The 17,885-nt window shown below is 37.7% G+C and carries 13 protein-coding genes; 4 read left to right on the top strand and 9 right to left on the bottom strand.

The genetic code is table 11. From position 1 onward, the window contains the following. Positions 1–145: 145 nt before the first annotated feature. The gene (locus QZ738_RS11935) at positions 146–1,735 is read right to left on the bottom strand and encodes an ATP-dependent DNA ligase (protein ID WP_293787795.1); all 1,590 of its coding nucleotides are present in this window, start codon (positions 1,733–1,735) and stop codon (positions 146–148) included. Between the two features lie 2 nt (positions 1,736–1,737). After that, on the bottom strand, positions 1,738–2,766 hold the full coding sequence (locus QZ738_RS11930; protein ID WP_293787794.1) for a ligase-associated DNA damage response exonuclease: 1,029 nt from the start codon (positions 2,764–2,766) through the stop codon (positions 1,738–1,740). A 154-nt stretch (positions 2,767–2,920) separates the two neighbouring features. Between QZ738_RS11930 and QZ738_RS11925 the strand changes: the two genes are divergently transcribed. Both QZ738_RS11925 and QZ738_RS11920 read left to right on the top strand, forming a co-directional pair. After that, positions 2,921–3,532, top strand: a complete 612-nt coding sequence (locus QZ738_RS11925) for a SatD family protein (RefSeq protein WP_293787793.1) — start codon at positions 2,921–2,923, stop codon at positions 3,530–3,532. Further along, a complete protein-coding gene (locus QZ738_RS11920; protein ID WP_293787792.1) occupies positions 3,532–4,242 on the top strand; it encodes a DUF3307 domain-containing protein in 711 nt (236 codons plus the stop codon). The genes QZ738_RS11925 and QZ738_RS11920 overlap by 1 nt, the downstream gene beginning before the upstream one ends. Positions 4,243–4,275: 33 nt before the next feature. Here QZ738_RS11920 and QZ738_RS11915 read toward each other — a convergent pair whose 3' ends face one another. From QZ738_RS11915 to QZ738_RS11890, 6 genes are all read right to left on the bottom strand, one after another. Beyond that, positions 4,276–6,444 carry a S9 family peptidase gene (locus QZ738_RS11915; RefSeq protein ID WP_293787790.1) on the bottom strand — a complete coding sequence of 723 codons (2,169 nt, stop codon included), beginning with the start codon at positions 6,442–6,444 and terminating at the stop codon, positions 4,276–4,278. Between the two features lie 97 nt (positions 6,445–6,541). Next, complete coding sequence (locus tag QZ738_RS11910) at positions 6,542–7,189, bottom strand: DUF4412 domain-containing protein (protein ID WP_293787788.1); 648 nt, start codon at positions 7,187–7,189, stop codon at positions 6,542–6,544. A gap of 22 nt (positions 7,190–7,211) precedes the next feature. Continuing rightward, positions 7,212–7,988 (bottom strand): enoyl-CoA hydratase/isomerase family protein, encoded by a 777-nt coding sequence (locus QZ738_RS11905; protein WP_293787786.1) that lies wholly within the window; start codon positions 7,986–7,988, stop codon positions 7,212–7,214. Between the two features lies 1 nt (position 7,989). Further along, positions 7,990–10,077 (bottom strand): ComEC/Rec2 family competence protein, encoded by a 2,088-nt coding sequence (locus QZ738_RS11900; RefSeq protein WP_293787784.1) that lies wholly within the window; start codon positions 10,075–10,077, stop codon positions 7,990–7,992. A 3-nt stretch (positions 10,078–10,080) separates the two neighbouring features. After that, positions 10,081–12,312 (bottom strand): helix-hairpin-helix domain-containing protein, encoded by a 2,232-nt coding sequence (locus QZ738_RS11895; protein WP_293787782.1) that lies wholly within the window; start codon positions 12,310–12,312, stop codon positions 10,081–10,083. Between the two features lie 148 nt (positions 12,313–12,460). Continuing rightward, positions 12,461–12,796: a MerR family transcriptional regulator gene (locus QZ738_RS11890; RefSeq protein ID WP_293787781.1), complete on the bottom strand. Its 336-nt coding sequence runs from the start codon at positions 12,794–12,796 to the stop codon at positions 12,461–12,463. Between the two features lie 116 nt (positions 12,797–12,912). Between QZ738_RS11890 and alaS the strand changes: the two genes are divergently transcribed. Beyond that, positions 12,913–15,627 carry an alanine--tRNA ligase gene (gene alaS, locus QZ738_RS11885; protein ID WP_293787780.1) on the top strand — a complete coding sequence of 905 codons (2,715 nt, stop codon included), beginning with the start codon at positions 12,913–12,915 and terminating at the stop codon, positions 15,625–15,627. Between the two features lie 77 nt (positions 15,628–15,704). On the opposite strand, the gene QZ738_RS11880 is transcribed toward alaS, so the two are convergent. Next, positions 15,705–16,211, bottom strand: a complete 507-nt coding sequence (locus QZ738_RS11880; protein WP_293787779.1) for a hypothetical protein — start codon at positions 16,209–16,211, stop codon at positions 15,705–15,707. A gap of 438 nt (positions 16,212–16,649) precedes the next feature. Here QZ738_RS11880 and QZ738_RS11875 point away from each other — a divergent pair, with 438 nt between their 5' ends. Then, positions 16,650–17,798: an ATP-binding protein gene (locus tag QZ738_RS11875; RefSeq protein WP_293787778.1), complete on the top strand. Its 1,149-nt coding sequence runs from the start codon at positions 16,650–16,652 to the stop codon at positions 17,796–17,798. The last annotated feature ends 87 nt before the right edge of the window (positions 17,799–17,885 follow it).

Raw genomic sequence — 17,885 nt, 5'->3', positions numbered from 1 at the left:
GCTTTACCTTTTTTGTGATTTTTTGTTGTAATGTGAATGATATCTAACAAAAAAGGGTGCCGCTTCTGTCGGGTTTAAAAAACGTTGGGCAATTCGTTCAAACTAAATCTTTGCTTCGGTCTGCGGGGACACAGGCCATGGCACTCTATAAGGTAGATTGCAATAGCTGCCTCAAGTCCTCCAAAGTATTAATTTCATCAGCTTTTTTATCTTTTCGCCACCGCAATATACGTGGAAAACGTAAAGCTAAACCTGCCTTGTGGCGTTTGCTTTCTGCAATTCCTTCAAAGGCAATTTCAAAAACCAGTTCAGGTTTTACGGTACGTACCGGACCGAATTTTTCAATCGCATTACGGTTTACAAAAGCATTTACTTCTTTAATTTCCTTATCAGTTAAGCCAGAATAGGCTTTGGCAATCGTGACTAAATTTTCACCATCGCGAACGGCAAAGGTATAATCGGTAAAGAAATTGGCCCTTCTGCCACTTCCTTTTTGGGCGTATATCATTACTGCATCAACCGTATAGGGATTAATTTTCCATTTCCACCAATCACCACGCTTTCTTCCGCTATGATAGTGGGAACTTAGTTTTTTAAGCATAATACCCTCACTGTTAATGGAACGCGAGGTTTGTCTTAAATCTGCCAACTCCTCCCACGAGCTGCAATTGATTATGGGAGATATCATCACCGGACTTTCGTCCAAATCGCCTATCAACTGCTCTAGTGTGTGACGCCTTATACTCAAAGGTTCTTCTCTGAAATCCTGGGCTTCATATTCTAAAATATCGTAAACAAAAAAAACTATGGGTGCATCGTCCAGTTGTTTTTTGCTAATCGTTTTGCGGTTTAAACGTTGTTGCAATGTGCTGAATGACAGAACCTGTTTATCTTGCACCGCCAGTATTTCGCCATCTAAAACCACACCATCAGGCAAAACATCGATCATAAAATGTAATTCGGGAAACTGTTCGGTAACCAGCTCCTCACCACGGCTCCAGATAAAAAGTTCTCCGTTGCGCTTAACAATCTGTCCGCGGATCCCATCCCATTTCCATTCAGCCTGCCATTCAGCAATATCACCCAGTTTTTCTGGCTCTTGCTCTAAAGCATAGGCCAGGCAAAAGGGGTAAGGCCAGGAGTTATCGGTATTGACATGGATGCCATTGATCAGTTCGTGAAAAGTAATTTCATATGGATTCCATTTTCCCATGATACTGTGCATAATCTGGGCACTATCTAAACTGCTTTGTTTGGCCAAAGCATTCACCAGCATTTTGTTGGAAACACCAATCCTGAAATTACCTGAAATCAGCTTGTTAAAGATAAAACGTTCCTGTGTTTCGAGTTTGTTCCAGGCATTTAAAATGAAATCTTTTTTGGTTTCATCGTCTTTACCTTCTAAATCGTGCAAATCTTCAATCCATTTATGCAATTGAAAATCTGATGTATTTTCGGCAGGGGGCAATAGCAAAGCAATGGTTTCACTTAGATCGCCCACATTGGCATAACTTTCGGCGAATAACCATTCTGGTGTTTGGGTAATTTCTATGGCCCAATATTTTAATAAGGCTGATTTAATTGGTCTTTTAGGTTTTTTGCCTGTAAATAACGCAATTACCCATACTTTATCTTTATCGTCGGCATAGTTAAAATAATCAACAAGGGCCGCGATTTTATCGTTGGTTTTATTGCTCAGTTCGAGCTGCTGGATGAGTTTTGCAAAACGTTTCATGGCTATTTATTTTCGTTTTGCTCGGCTAAATCAACTTTGTTTTCTTCGTCATCTTCCTGGCCAAACCTGGTTAAAACTTCTGCAGCCTCTATTCCTTCATCATTTAAAAAGCGGCTAAAGGCAGCTGTAAAACCATGGGTAACATATACTTTTTCGGCACCTGTTGCGGTAATGGCCTCCATTAAACCTGGCCAGTCTGCATGGTCACTCAGGGCAAAACCGGCATCAGCACTTTGCCAGCGGCGATGCGCCCTTACCTGCATCCAGCCAGAGCATATGCCGGTAACCGGATGTGATAAATTTTTGATCCATCGGCTATCTCGCATCGCTGGTGGTACAATTACAATTCCTTTCTGTAACTCATCTTTTGTGGTTTCGGGTGTAATTCTAATGGTTTTCGGAAGATGTACACCAGCCTCTATAATCACCTCATTAAGGTTGGCAATGCTGTTATGTACGTAAATAGGGGTGTCGCCAGCCAGGTTTTTAATCAAACGCTGGGCTTTGCCCAAGCTATAGGCAATTAGTACGCTTGTTTTCTGTTGATTGATGTTATCGTTAACCCAGTTCTTGATTCCTTTGAAAACAATTTCCTGCTTTTGCCATTTGTAAACCGGCAGGCCAAAAGTGCTTTCAGAAACAAAAGAATGGCACTTTACAGGTTCAAATGGTGTGGTGATGCCATCATCTTCAATCTTATAATCACCAGAGATGACGCAAATTTCGCCTTTGTATTCCAAACGTACCTGTGCAGAGCCAATAATATGTCCGGCGGGAAAAAAAGAAATGTTAACGCCATTACGGGTAATGCTTTCTCCATACTCGAGTGTTTCTACATTTAAATCTTCACTGATCCTGCGTTTGATGATGGGTTTGGTTAACGTATGGCAGAGGTAATATTTATTTCCGAAGCGCACATGATCACTGTGCCCGTGTGTAGTTACGGCATAATCTACAGGCCACCAGGGGTCTACATAAAAATTGCCCTGTTTACAGTAGATCCCTCTTTTCGTAAATTCTATTAATGCCATAGCTATTAAACAATAAAATTAATGATTAGTTTTAGATGATTATCGGCTAAATACCCGATAATTTAAAATATCGGCTAAATACCCGATAAATAGAAATATCGGCTAATTAGCCGATATTATTTTAAAATGTAAATAATAAATTCGATATTGTAAGATGATTTGTATTATAACAGGTGATATTATAGGCTCCAGGAAGATTAAAGATAGCTGGTTATCAGACCTAAAGACGGCCTTAAAAGTTGTTTCTGATCATAGTAGTAAATGGGAAATTTATCGCGGGGATAGTTTTCAATTGGAAATAGAACCAGAAAATGCCATCAGAACCGCAGCCTATTTAAAAGCGTGTATTAAGGTAAATAAACCTGCAGACGTAAGGATGGGAATTGGAATCGGGACACTAAAAAATAAGCGTAAAAAACTTTCAGAATCCAGTGGCGACGCTTTTGTGTATTCCGGAGCGGCATTTGACAGTTTAAAACAGGCCAAAGTCAATTTGGCGGTTAAAACAGATTCTATTGATTTTGACGAAGAAATTAACGTTTTAATCAAGTTATCGCTGATTGCGATGGATAGCTGGGGCGTTGTAGCTGCCGAAATGGTAAAACTGGCATTGGAAAATAATGATTTGTTACAGAGTGAACTGGCAGCTATCTCAGGCCGAACACAATCGTCTGTAAGTGAGGCATTAAAAAGGGCGCATTACACCGAAATTATGGAAATGGACAGGATTTACCGTAAAAAACTGAAACAAATGATTTTAAAATAATGGATATCTATTTAATCAAACTTATTCTTGCCCATTTGATCGGAGATTTCTTTTTACAGCCAGATGCCTGGGTAAAAGATAAGGAAAGAAAAAAATTAAAATCAAGCAGGCTCTATTTACATGTGGTGATACATGTAGCTTTGATATTTGTTGTTTTTTTAAGTTTTAATGTTTGGAAAACGGCATTAACGATAGGGGTAATCCATTTGATTATTGATGCATTAAAATCCATCTTTCAAACCCATAAAAATGCCCGGATACTGTTTTTTGTTGATCAGGTTTTGCATTTTAGCTCAATTGTGGCGGTATGGCATCTTTTCTACAAAGGAAGTTTGAATATTGGCTTATTTAATGATCAGCATATCTGGGTACTCCTTTCAGGTGCTTTGTTTTTAACCCTGCCTACATCGATTATCATGAAAGTGATTATTGCCAAATGGATTCCGGATAATCAGCCTGACAGCCCAAAATCATTGGAGAATGCAGGTAAATACATCGGGATATTGGAAAGGACATTGATTTTTCTGTTTATTCTTACCAATCATTTTGAGGCCGTTGGTTTTTTACTTGCAGCGAAATCCATATTCCGGTTCGGTGATTTAAAAGAAAAACACGATCTTAAACTAACCGAATATGTACTGATTGGAACTTTGTTAAGCTTTGGTATCGCCATTTTAACCGCCATGCTGATTCAAAGGTTTATTGCATAAAAAAAGCAGCCCTAAAGCTGCTTTGAAATTTGGTTATCTTGCTCCCGGAGGGCAATTTTCTTTTAAAAACTTAGTATAAGTTAAAGATAAATGTTTACTGGTTCCTTCACCTTCGGAAATGCTATGGGTTCGGTTTGGATAACTCATCAATTGAAAAACCTTTCCGTTTTTAACTAATTCATTAATCAGCATTTCGGCATTTTGGTAATGCACATTATCGTCGCCCGTACCATGGATATATAACAGATTACCTTTTAAATTTTTAGCGTGCGTAACCGGCGAACCTTTAATATAGGCCTCCTTGCTTGGAAAAGGTGTACCCATATATCGTTCCTGATAAACATTATCATAAGTGAGCTGATTACCAACCGCTGCAATAGCAATACCTGTTTTATAAATTTCAGGATATTGGAACATCAGGTTTAAGGTAGAAGAACCGCCTCCGCTCCAGCCCCAAACAGCCACACGGTCTTTATCCATATAAGCATGGGTGGCCAATAATTTTTTAGCGGCCATCGCTTGATCGTGTACATTGATTACCCCAATATTTTTATAAATGCTTTTACGCCAGGTACGTCCTTTAGGAACGGGAGCGCCTCTATTATCCATTGAAATATAAATATAACCATCTTTAGCCATATCGCCATCATATAAATGATTTGTGCCTGCGCCGTCAACATCCAAAGCTGTTGCGCCTGCAGGCTCGCCATAAACATAAAATACCACAGGATATTTCTTATCCGGATTAAAATTATCAGGCTTTTTCATCCAACCATCCATTTCAATCCCATCTTCGGTAGTTACTTTAAAAAACTCAACTTTGTTTTTCTTTGCCGGTTGTTTAGCCAGTTGCGTTGTGATGCTTCCATCCATTGTAAATGGATTCCCGCTGGTAAAGTTCATCCACTCGGTAATATATCTAACAACCGAACTGTTATATGAATGGCGTGCAAAAGCAGCATTAGGTGAAATATCATAATTGTGTGTGCCCGGCAGAACAGATGGCGTAACCTGTTCCAGCTTACCTTTGCCATCTAATTTGGTTTTAAAAAGATACTTCTGAGTTGCATTTGTTGGTGAGGCCATAAAATAAACCAGGTTATTTTTTACATCGATTAATTTTACATCAATTACATCATAGTCGCCTTTTGTAACCAGGGTTTCTTTCTTTCCATCCAAACTAATCCTGTACAGGTGGTTCCAGCCATCTTTATCTGATACAATTGTAAATTCTTTATTGTCATTTAACCATTTCCATTCGTCCTGCGCATCAATCCAGGCTTTGGCTTTTTCGGTATAAACAGCTTTCGCCGATCCTGTGGCTGCATTACAGATAAATACAATGCTCTCATTCTGCTCACGGTTAAGCTGCTGTAAAATGATATTGTTGCTATTCGGTACCCACTGCATACGTGGAATATAATGCTGGATATTATCCCCTGGAACATTCAGCCAATTTGTTTTGGCTGTTGCAATATCAACTACGCCGACTTTGCAGGCGGAAGGATTTTCGCCCACCTTTGGATACTCAACAGGAATGGTAAATGGATAAATAGAATCGGTATTGTTGATCATCAGGAAATTTTTGATCTTCGTGGCATCCAATTGCCAATATGCAATAGATTTACCATCCGGGCTCCATCTAAAACCGTCACGGCAATCAAATTCTTCTTCATAAACCCAATCAAAAGTACCGTTAATCATTCGTTCTGTGCCATCCGTAGTTAAAGCCCTGGTCTCAGTACCATCAATATTTTCTACGTATAAATTGTGTTTGCTCACATAAGCAACCTTACTTCCATCAGGCGATAATTTGGCAAACATTAACGATGAGGCCGGTTTATCTTTTCCGATCTGTGTAATCTTGTTAGCGGTTAAATCAGCAAGCCAATAATCACCACGGGTATCGTAACGCCAAACTTTTTTACTGTTGGTGTAAATCAGTGCTTTTGTACCATCATCAGACAGTTGAAAACTCCTTACAGCAATAGCATTAGCTTGTCCGGCAGGTGTTAACAGCGCCCTGGATATAATTGTTTTTTTATCGTTTTTTGGGAGGGCAACCGAAATAATTTCTCCATTTGCAATCTGATAGTAAGAATTACCGTCTTTTGCCCAGTTGATATTTTGAGCTTTTGCATCAATTAGAGAACAAAATGCTATACAAGCAATTGATAATCTGAATAATAATCTTTTAATCATATATAATTTTTGGACATAAAAAAGCTTTTTAACTTTCGGGCTAATTTAAATAAAAAGCCTGCGGTTAAAAAGCTGTAATTTACCTTGAATTGGCTAATTATTCACCACCACCTTGCATGGCTTTCAAATCTTCCATCGTTACTACTTCGTAACCGGCAGGAACCTCGGTGTTAATAGCACCTACTTTGGCTTCAGAAAGAGATTTTAAAACCAGGTCCGAATTTACACCGTTGATTAATGCCGAATATTTAACCGGAAGTGCACCCAAGCCTTTGAAGAGCCCACCAGTTGTAATTGCTGGAATTTCAACGTCTTTTGTAGCCCATAATTCGTGCGCTCCGCCCTTATCGTCTTTATAGGTATATTTTTCTGCGCTAAATCCTCCGATTGTCTGTTTTTCGCCAGTGGCTTTATAGTCAGAGTATTTTGGCATCAAGGCTTCCTGTGCTTCTGTTTCAGCTTTGCTCACCTTTACTGCAAACTGTTTTTGAGCTACCGGAACATCAATCAATAATAATCCTGTTTTATCCGCAGTATTCGAAATGATATTAACTAGGGCAGGGCCATTTTCAATTTCTATTTTGGTTAAGCTGCCATTAAATTTAGTTTTAACGTCAGTTGTTGTACCATTTGCAGTTACTGCAAACACCAAAGTACCTTCGGCAACTTTTTTTTGTGCATGGGCAATTATAGCTGTACTCACTAAGATTAAAGCTACAATGCTGGTTTTGATTGATTTGAACATGTTTTTATTGTTGTTAAGTTATTTACCAATTAATTTTTTCTTTTTTTAAAAATAAGGAAACTCCTCTCTTAAAATCATCACTTTCTCTTACTCTCGCATTAATATGTACGGCGGTTTCCAAACTCTTTTCTAAATGCAGATTAACAGTTTGGGTGATCAGCTGTTTGGTAATCATTAATGAATTGCCCGAACTCTCCGTGCACAAACTTAGTGCAAATTCTCTTGTTTTTTGATGAATCTCGGATGAATTTGTTACAAAATTTATCAAATTATATTTTAATGCCTGCTCGGCAGAGAAAGTTTTTCCGGTGAGTAAAATTTCTTTAGCAATGGACTCGCTTACCTTCTGCTTTAAAAAACAGGAAACTATGGCAGGTACAAAGCCAATTTTCACTTCTGTATAGCCAAAATTACTTTCAGGGGTAGCAAAAATAATGTCACATATGGTTGCCAAACCACAGCCACCGGCAATAGCATGTCCCTCTACCTGGGCAATCACCACCTTTGGAAGGTAGTAAATAGTTGTAAACAGTTTTTTTAGATGATTGGAATCAGCAACATTTTCTTCAAATGTATTGTGCTGTAATTGCTGAAGATAGGCTAAATCTGCACCCGCACTAAACGCGTCGCCTTTTGCATTTAATATGACCACTTTTACAAGGTCATCTTCTGATGCCCTTATAAATGCCGAGGTTAATTCCGCAACCAGTTGAGGGTTCAGTGCATTTCTTTTTTCAGGCCTGTTGATTGTTATCGTTGCTATTCTTTCAGCAACCTGATATAAAACCAGATTTTCCATGTTATTGGCTTAGTTGCACCAAATATGCTTTATTTTTCTTTAAAATATGAACATCCATATTATTATTCTCCATTTCTTTTTTCAGGATCTGAATTTGATAATCTTTATTTGTGGCATCTATGATTGCCGTTTCATATTTAATATCCGGGTGTATATTAGCTACATTAAATTTTGTATTTCCACTTATCCAGATGCTAGAAAAATTAGCCTTTCCATTTACCTCTTTGTTATTCAGATTTTCATCAGCTAAGAGTATTTTATATTGAAAGAATACAATCTGATTATTATTTAATGCAAAGTTTCCTAAAACAGTATCTTTTTTTAAACTGATCATTCGTATTTTATCTATTTGCAATTGCAATAATGCCGGCTCAACGGAAAACGTGTAATTTTTATCTTCAGTAGTTAAATCTGAAACTAAAACAGCTTCTCTTCCATTAATAAATGCAGTCGCATAATTTTTCCTCAGGGCAAAGAAAATGATTTTCCGCTGCTTGAAAACCTTCAGGTCATCGCTTACAATCAAAAGTTGATAACCGACAAGTAAAAATAACGAAGAAAACAAGAGTTGTTTATTAAGTTTTATCAACGCATAGATAAAAATGCCAAGCGAAAGGCTCAATAATATAAATTCAGGCAGATTAATCCATATTGATGAGAAGCTGGCATAGGGCAAATTGGCAATCCAGTTTAGCCCTGCATTCGTAAAATTGATGATCCATTCAAAAACCGGGGCCAGAAACCTTAGTGATGGGATCAATACAGCAACTCCCAGATACATCATCAATATTAATGGGATAGTAATGAAAAGATTGGCAAGTAAAAAGTAAAGGGGAAATTGATGAAAATAATAAATACTTAATGGAAAAGTGACAATTTGTGCCGCTAAAGACATGGATGTGAAACTCCACAATTTATCTATCCAAAAACGCTCAATGTAGATAAGTTTGTAGATTTTAGGCTGGAGATAAATTAATCCAAATACGGCAAGGTAGGAGAGTTGAAAGCCGACATCCCAGATTAAAAACGGATTGTAAACGAGTTGACAAAATGCTGAAAATGCCCATACATTATAACTGTTGGTTTGCTTCGATAAAACTTTGGCTGTTATTAAAATACTGATCATGATGGCCGAACGGACTACGGAGGGCGATAGTCCGGTCAGCAAGGCATATCCCCAGATCAAAGTGCAGATGAGCAGTAATTTTATCATTCTCAACGCCCGTTTCTTATTTAAAAAGAAAAAAATAAAATCCAAAACCACGTAAATAATTGCAACATGTGCCCCGGATACCGATAAAGCATGAATGGTTCCCGTTCTGGCGTAAGCTGATAAAGTTTCCTTACTTAAATCCGCCCGGTATCCCAAAATAAGGGTAGAGGCCACAGCAAAAGCTTCGTCACTTTTAATTAAAATTCTATATCTTGATACTTGCCTGTCTCTTATGCTTAAAGCTATTTTTATCAATGGATTACCAACATTGTTTTTGGTAGCAGCAATATGATCCTGATCTATAAATGCCTGATGATAGATATTCTGATTAGCGAGCCAGGCCTTAAAGTTAAATTCTGCAGGATTATACGGAGGTTCTATCTCCGTGTATCTAACCGAGATTATCATTTCATCGCCGTACTTTATCCTGATAGGTTTTAGACTGTCCAACTTTACATTAAGCAGCATTTTGCCCGATAACCTCATCAGCTTATTTTTTTGATAACCGGCAGTTACCTCCGCTGTAAAGCGCACGATTTCATGATTTTGCTGAGGTTCACTATTTACCCAAACTTTAAAATAATCGCATTTGGTTTTTGCAAAGTAATGTTGATTTAATCTTTCGTTGTTGAGCAGGCAAAATAAACTGCCAAGATTGAAAAAAAGCAGGTAAATGATAAAGCCAACAGCACCTTTGTAGCGATATATTTTTAATCTTTTATAGGTGAAATTTAAAAATAAAATGCTCAGTAAAATAATAGCTAAAGCGATGGTTAAGCATTTAATATAGGCAAATGTCGGAATATAATAAAAAATGCAAATGCCCAGAATAAAAGGAAACAGGATCCTGACAAAAATATATTCAGTCTTAAACATGGATTAAAATTGATAGCGTATCTGAATTTTAACTTCCGATTTCCTGTTGCCCTTAATCTCGTCCAGATAAGTACCTATTGTTTGTACATCCTGATAAATAAACAAGCCATATCGAAACCACAAATTGAGCTTTTTGATGATATCATATCTTATGTTGAGGTAGGTTCTGAAACCTTTTCCACTGTACATTCCAAAAGCAAAACTGTATAAAACGTCATCTTCATATGCGTAAATCCTACTGTTGTAGCCCGGCGTATTAAAATAGGCAAAACGTACATTTCCACTTAGCTTGGCAAACATTGGCGAATAGTTTACATCCTGATAAATAAGATATCCCAATTCCCTTTTCGCACCTCCTTTCTTATATTGCGAAACCTCGATGCGGTTTTGAAAGTGCCATTTCTTACTCAATTGCCAGTTTGTTTCTGCCCTGTATCCTGCTCTTTTTACATCGTCTAGAAACTTTACAGGTACATCGAGATCAGTGTTCTGTTGCTTTTTTTCTGATTTAAACCGAAGTAAAATTTTAAAGGTTTTGCTGGGCATATAAACGGCTTGCGCTAAAACTTCGTAACCTTTTGAAGGTTCATTAATACGGTATTTTAACCAGGGAAACCTAAACAAATCGCCATAAAAAGAAAATGCCCAATGTTTATTTGGATTAACATTTAAACCCGCATATAATCCTCTTTCGTTTACGGCTTCACTCGATTCGGATACTGCCTGATTGAAGAAACTATGGTAATCTTTGGCATAATTACGATAGGTTAAAGCTGCAGAAACTGCTGATGACAAACTCATCAATACCCCGTTAATATAAGCAAAGCCTCCACCTAAACCTTTAGCTCCTTCGCCATAGAGGTACATGTTTTTATAGGTATAATTATAAAATAATCCCAGATTGGTTAAAGATTTCCCCGTAAAACTATATCGGTCGTAAGCTGCCGTCTGTGTAATAAAACGACTCCTAAAATAGGTATGGTAGGCAATTGCGCCGATAGTGAGATCTTCGTTACTGTACTGAACGGTAGTACCCAATACAGTCTGTGCCAAAGCACCTTTATTCTTCAGTTCTGTAGGCGTTCTGTGCAAACCAGTTTGATTGATGGTAGACTGAACTAAATTTCCATCGGCATCTAACTTCTGACTTGCGTCAAGATTGCGGAACGAAACAAATGGCGTTATATCAACATTTTTGAATAAATTAATGGTTGCGGCGGCACCTCTGAAAAATGAATATTCGTTGGTAGAGTTATAAGGCCTTAAGCCCAAATCTTTTTTGGCTACGCTGGTCACATCAGGCCCTTTGCCAAAAGAAAAACCCGACCATAAAGTTAATCCCTGGCCAAATTGTTGTGTATAATCGCCAACTACCAATTTTTTTAACCTGCCCAGTTTAAATAGCGCGATGTTACCAGAATAAAAATCGAAAGGTTTGCCAAGAAATTTTTCTCCTGCATCTTTATCTAAAGTGAACGCTGCTGATAGAATTGAACTATATTGATACCGATACCGCATCTGAAATTTTTCCGGTGGACCTAAGTAACGGTTTCCAGGTAAATCGGTGAAGCCTTTTTGTTTTTGTAAGGTTTGTGCTAAACGCATCATCAGATCATTTTCACCAGCTTGGATCAGGTTTTTTAAATTGATTTGCTGATAATCAGTGGTATTGGTTAATGTCACAAATGGAAGTAGATTTTGAATTGTTTTAACATCAAAGCCAGGAATGCTCTGTAATTCAAGCACATCTACAAGCGGACCATTTTCTTTGATGTGGGTAAAGAAATTGGCAATCTGCAAGGGTGATAAAAAGACCAAAGTATTTAATTCTTCAACTGAAGTTTTATTCAGGTTAATCGGGTGTTTACGATATCTTTCCAGCAGATCGACCAACTCGGTCATGTCATAATCATCGGGCAGGTTCTCTGCCATACTTTCCAAAATATCACGAATATCTGTTTCCTGGGTATTGGTTTGGGCGTTTGCCATAAATCCAATCATTACAAATGCAACAGTTAAAGTCTTTAATGCATGCCTGCCTCCATTCAGGAAAGTATGATACAGATAGGCAAACCACCTGATTACCGTGGCATGGCTACATAATAATAAATTTTTTAAGATATTTACTTGACGTAACCGGTTACCGGATAATGTAGATATACCAAAAAACAAATGGTTTTTGGAAAGTAAATAATAGGGAGAAAGAGCCGTCAACAATACGCACCAAATTTTCATAAGCAGTTATTTAAGCTGGTTAATAAAAAATTAGGGTGATTTTTTGTTGGTGATTCTAATATAGGAAAATATTTAAAAAATACAAAAATGTAATTTTAAATTACGCAGATCAATGTGAAAAGAAATACAGGCTGGGGGAACTGGTTAATTAGAGTTCTTGTGCCAGGTTGACTAAGAATCCTTTAAGTTTTTCTAACGAATCAATAATCTTTTGGTTTTCTCTTACACCCGTTTTATTGTTCTTTAGATAGTCTTTGGCACCTTTTAAGGTAAAACCTTTTTCATCAACCAGGTTGAAAATAATTTTAAGATTTTCGATATCTTCCGGTGTAAAAAGACGGTTGCCTTTCTTGTTTTTTTTAGGCTGGAGGATGTCAAATTCCTTCTCGTAAAAGCGGATCTGTGAGGCGTTGACATTAAACATTTCAGTCACTTCGCCCATGGTATAATACATTTTGTTAATGTCTCTTTCTTTATACGGCATATTTTGTGATTGATTATGAGTGTTTTATGTCAATTAATTAAAGTATTCAAATGTAGCTTGATTTTTCCTTATTAACGTAATAAAATTTTAATTTTGTTCCCTCCAATAATATTGAAATGACAGCAAAAGAGATTAGACAGGCATTCCTTAGTTTTTTTGAATCGAAGCAGCATCATGTAGTTCCTTCGGCACCAATTGTGGTTAAAAACGACCCTACTTTAATGTTCACCAACGCCGGTATGAACCAGTTTAAAGATCTGTTTTTAGGGGAAGCCGCCATAAAATATTCTCGGGTTGCAGATACGCAACGCTGTTTGCGTGTTTCGGGTAAACATAACGACTTGGAAGAAGTTGGCATTGATACCTATCACCATACGATGTTCGAAATGTTGGGCAACTGGAGCTTTGGCGATCCCGACCGTCCGGCAGGCGGGTATTTCAAAAAGGAGGCGATTGCCTGGAGTTGGGAATTATTGACGGAGATTTATAAAATTCCTAAGGACAAATTATATGTTACTTATTTCGAAGGCGATGAAAAAGAAGGGCTGGAGAAAGACCAGGAAGCCTACGATCTATGGAAACAATATGTGGATGAAAGTCATATTTTACCTGGAAATAAAAAAGACAATTTTTGGGAAATGGGCGATACCGGGCCATGCGGACCATGTTCCGAAATTCATGTAGATTGTCGTACCGATGAAGAAAAAGCTTTGGTTGATGGTGCTACCCTCGTTAATGCAGATCACCCCCAGGTAATCGAAATCTGGAATAATGTATTTATGCAGTTTAACCGTTTAAAAAATGGTTCATTGCAGACCTTACCAGCCAAACATGTTGATACCGGAATGGGCTTTGAGCGTTTGGTACGTGTTTTACAGGAAAAAACCTCAAACTATGATACCGACGTTTTTCAACCGATGATTCAGTTTATTGCTGAAAAATCAGGTATTAAATATGGCGCCGACGAGAAAACCGACATTGCCATGCGTGTAATGGCCGATCACATCCGTGCCATTTCCTTTGTTATTGCCGATGGCCAACTACCTTCTAATAATAAAGCTGGTTATGTTATCCGCAGGATTTTACGCAGGGCTGTACGTTATGCCTATACCTTTTTAAACTTTAAAGAACCATTTTTAAATCAATTGGTGCCGTTATTGGCCGATCAGTTTAAAGGTGTTTTTGATGAACTGATTTCGCAGCAGGATTTTGTACAAAAAGTGGTCTTGGAAGAAGAGGTTTCTTTCTTGAGAACGCTTCAGAATGGTATACAAAGATTTGAACAGGTTATTAATTCAAATATTCCATTTACACATGGTAAAGACTTAGAGGAGTTAGGTGAGAAGTGGGATAGAATGGAAGCATCATTTAGATCAAAACAAATAACAGGAGAGTTTGCCTTCGAGTTATCAGATACCTTTGGATTTCCATTAGATTTAACCCAATTAATGGCATCAGAAAAGGGTTGGACTGTTGATGTTGATGGATTTGAAAAAGAATTACAAGGACAAAAAAATCGTTCCCGTGCCGCAACCGCCATTGATACTGGTGACTGGATTATCGTAAATGCTGATGATCAAAGTGAGTTTGTGGGGTATGATGATTTGGAAATTGAAACCGAGATCTTAAAATACCGTAAAGTAAAAACCAAAGGCAAAGAACAATACCAGATTGTATTGCGCCAGACGCCTTTTTATGCTGAAAGTGGTGGTCAGGTAGGAGATACGGGGCGTTTAGAAGACCATAGCCGCCAGTTTTGGGTAGACATTACTGATACAAAAAAAGAAAACGGTCTGACTGTTCATTTTACCGATATATTGCCCGATAATCTCGAAGGTAAATTCTGGGCGGTTGTGGATGAAGATAAACGTATTTTAACTGAAGATAACCATTCGGCAACGCACTTGTTGCATGCTGCATTAAAACAGGTTTTAGGGAAACATGTGAACCAGAAAGGTTCGTTAGTGAATGCAGATTATCTCCGTTTTGATTTTTCTCACTTCGCCAAGGTAACTGAAGAAGAACTGGCACAGATTGAGGTGATCGTGAACCAGAAAATCAGACAGAACATTAAATTAAAGGAGCAACGTAATGTTCCCTACCAAGATGCTATAGAAAGTGGTGTAACGGCTTTGTTTGGTGAGAAATATGGTGATTTTGTCCGTATGATCACTTTTGATGATCACTTCTCTAAAGAGCTTTGTGGCGGTACGCATGTAAAAGCTACCGGACAGATCGGCTCGTTTAAAATTGTATCAGAAAGTGCCGTTGCAGCCGGGGTTCGCCGGATTGAAGCGATTACTGCCGATAAAGCTGAGCAATATTTTCTGGACCAAAGAAAAGAATTGGGGCATTTAAAAGCGTTGTTAAACGGAAGCAAAGACTTATCTGCAGCTGTTCAGGCTTTGCTGGATGAAAATGCAAAACTCAAAAAGGAAATTGAAAAATCGACGATTGAACGTGTGAATACTTTAAAACATGATATTGTACATCATGTAAGAGGAATCAATGGCGTTAACCTGATTGCTAAACACATTGATCTGCCGAGTGCTGAGGCGGTTAAAAACCTGGCTTTTTCTTTAAAGGATATGGTTGATAACCTGTTCCTGGTTTTTACAACAGAAATTGATGGTAAACCCGGAATAACAGTTATGCTGTCTGATCAGCTGGTGAAAAAGGGATTAAATGCTTCAAATATCGTTCGTGAACTGGGTAAGGAAATCCAGGGCGGTGGTGGTGGACAGCCGTTTTATGCCACGGCAGGAGGTAAAAATCCGGCAGGTTTAAGGGTTGTTTTGGAGAAAGCAGAAAGTTTTATACCGCATCAATAATAAATCGGAATAACACCTGGAGCTATTCCAGGGTAAAGTTTGATAAATAAAAAAGAGGCCTAAGCCTCTTTTTTATTTTAATGTCTACCGTGACCATGTTTTTCTCGGTGTCCTCTGGAGAATAAACCAGGATTTATTCTTCCGCCGTGATGACCGCGATCTACATGGTGAGGTTTGAAATGATTTTTTGGCCCACGGTATTTGATTTTACCTCCACCGTATGATGAACGGTAGTAATCTTTATGGCTAACATAGGTTACCCGGTGTGTATGAAAATCCCGGTAAGGCGTGTTTCCATGCATTACAATTTTTCTTCCATGATGCAAATCATAATCTCTATACCGTGCCGGTAAATATCTGGATCTTGTCCACCTGTTCCCATTTAAATAAACAAACTGCCTTTGAGGGACATAATAATAAGATTGTACTTCTGGAAGATAGTAATAATTAATGTTTTGGTACCCTGTAGGAACCCATGTTGGTTGATGACCGACATTTACATTAATGTTTACCTGAGCATTAGATTGATTAGATGTTAAAGCCACGATACCTAAAATCGCAGAGATGATGAATAACTTTTTCATAATAATCTATTTTATTTGTGTGTAGTTCAAATATTTCAAACGCTGTGCCAAAACATCTATTGTAACAGATATATAAAAAAGGCACTCAAAGGGATTTCTATTTAATAAATTATGGTTAATATGCTATGCCTTGGAATATTCAAAATGGTCAATAAATTGCATATAATAGATAATTACGAATTGTACATAACGTTGAGTAATTTTACTCATTACATTGAGTAAATTGTATATATGGTGTTAAAATTCTTATTTTCAATTGATTGCGCTTGTATCTTTCAATTAATATTATAAGGAAAAAGCTAATTATAGCTTACATATTTAGCAAAGTTTTTATAAGAAATTTTGATTTACTAAGCATATTGAGTAATTTTACTCATGTTATTGAGTAAATTGTTTAATATGTTTCAAAGATCTTATTTACAGGACCTTATAAAGGTGATGAATGAACCAAAAAGGTTTATTCAAGTTCTCGTAGGGCCCAGACAAATAGGCAAAACAACTTTGATCAGTCAATTGGTTAAAGAAATTAATACGCCTTACATATTTGAATCTGCAGATGCGGTTGCTGCTTCGGATAGGACTTGGTTGGAGCTGATCTGGTTCAATACCCGAGAATTGTTAAAAGAACCAGCGGTAACTGAATATCTTCTCGTGATTGATGAAATTCAGAAAATTGATAACTGGAGTGAAATTGTAAAGCGCTTATGGGATGAAGACATACGTAACGGAGTAAACCTAAAAATAATTCTATTGGGATCTTCGAGACTGCTCATTCAACAAGGACTTACCGAATCGCTTGCCGGTCGTTTCGAATTAACTTATTTAGGCCATTGGAGCTTTGCAGAAATGGAAAGTGCTTTTGGTTTTACTGCCGAAGAATATGTCTGGTTTGGAGGTTATCCTGGTTCGGCAGGATTAATTAAAGAAGAAGAACGCTGGAAAAACTATGTTTCGAATGCTTTAATAGAAACCAGTATCTCGAAAGATATTTTGATGCTTACGCGCGTTGATAAACCTGCATTGATGAAACGTTTGTTCGAATTGGGCTGTTTATATTCGAGTCAGATCCTTTCTTTTACCAAAATAATAGGTCAACTCTCTGATGCTGGTAATACCACAACCTTATCGCATTATTTGCGAATGCTAGATACCGCGGGCTTGTTGGGCGGTATTGAGAAATTTGCAGCTGATGTAATTCGTAAACGTTCATCGAGCCCTAAATTTCAGGTGCATAACAACGCATTGCTGAGCGCACAACGTAATGAGTTTTTTGATGAAATAAGGAAAAAGCCCTCAGAATGGGGCAGGATGGTGGAATCTTCAATCGGAGCGCATCTTTTAAACTGTTCTTTTATAGAAGGCTATAAGGTATTCTACTGGCGACATAGAAACGATGAGGTAGATTTTGTTCTGGAGAAACGTGGAAAAACAATTGGTTTGGAGGTTAAAAGCACCGGCCTGGTTAGCGGTACATCCGGTATGGATGCTTTCAGGAAAATGTACAAACCTGATAAGATGCTTTTGGTTGGTAGTGGTGGATTGCCCTGGCAGGAATTTCTAAAAATTTCTCCGTCCAGCCTTTTTTAACGAAAGACTAAATAATAACTATATTTGACACATCAATATTTAACCATAGCTAAAACTGTATCCGCTGTGTAACCTTTGGTTAATAAA

This window comes from uncultured Pedobacter sp. (assembly GCF_913776295.1).
Taxonomy (GTDB): domain Bacteria; phylum Bacteroidota; class Bacteroidia; order Sphingobacteriales; family Sphingobacteriaceae; genus Pedobacter.
This window is presented reverse-complemented; position numbering and strand designations above follow the sequence as displayed.

Coding starts and splice junctions, on each gene's coding strand:
- QZ738_RS11890 (WP_293787781.1), bottom strand. CDS start 12,796: ATGCCGTATAAAGAAAGAGACATTAACAAAATGTATTATACCATGGGC.
- QZ738_RS11920 (WP_293787792.1), top strand. CDS start 3,532: ATGGATATCTATTTAATCAAACTTATTCTTGCCCATTTGATCGGAGAT.
- QZ738_RS11880 (WP_293787779.1), bottom strand. CDS start 16,211: ATGAAAAAGTTATTCATCATCTCTGCGATTTTAGGTATCGTGGCTTTA.
- QZ738_RS11935 (WP_293787795.1), bottom strand. CDS start 1,735: ATGAAACGTTTTGCAAAACTCATCCAGCAGCTCGAACTGAGCAATAAA.
- QZ738_RS11895 (WP_293787782.1), bottom strand. CDS start 12,312: ATGAAAATTTGGTGCGTATTGTTGACGGCTCTTTCTCCCTATTATTTA.
- QZ738_RS11930 (WP_293787794.1), bottom strand. CDS start 2,766: ATGGCATTAATAGAATTTACGAAAAGAGGGATCTACTGTAAACAGGGC.
- QZ738_RS11875 (WP_293787778.1), top strand. CDS start 16,650: ATGAATGAACCAAAAAGGTTTATTCAAGTTCTCGTAGGGCCCAGACAA.
- QZ738_RS11925 (WP_293787793.1), top strand. CDS start 2,921: ATGATTTGTATTATAACAGGTGATATTATAGGCTCCAGGAAGATTAAA.
- alaS (WP_293787780.1), top strand. CDS start 12,913: ATGACAGCAAAAGAGATTAGACAGGCATTCCTTAGTTTTTTTGAATCG.
- QZ738_RS11910 (WP_293787788.1), bottom strand. CDS start 7,189: ATGTTCAAATCAATCAAAACCAGCATTGTAGCTTTAATCTTAGTGAGT.
- QZ738_RS11915 (WP_293787790.1), bottom strand. CDS start 6,444: ATGATTAAAAGATTATTATTCAGATTATCAATTGCTTGTATAGCATTT.
- QZ738_RS11905 (WP_293787786.1), bottom strand. CDS start 7,988: ATGGAAAATCTGGTTTTATATCAGGTTGCTGAAAGAATAGCAACGATA.
- QZ738_RS11900 (WP_293787784.1), bottom strand. CDS start 10,077: ATGTTTAAGACTGAATATATTTTTGTCAGGATCCTGTTTCCTTTTATT.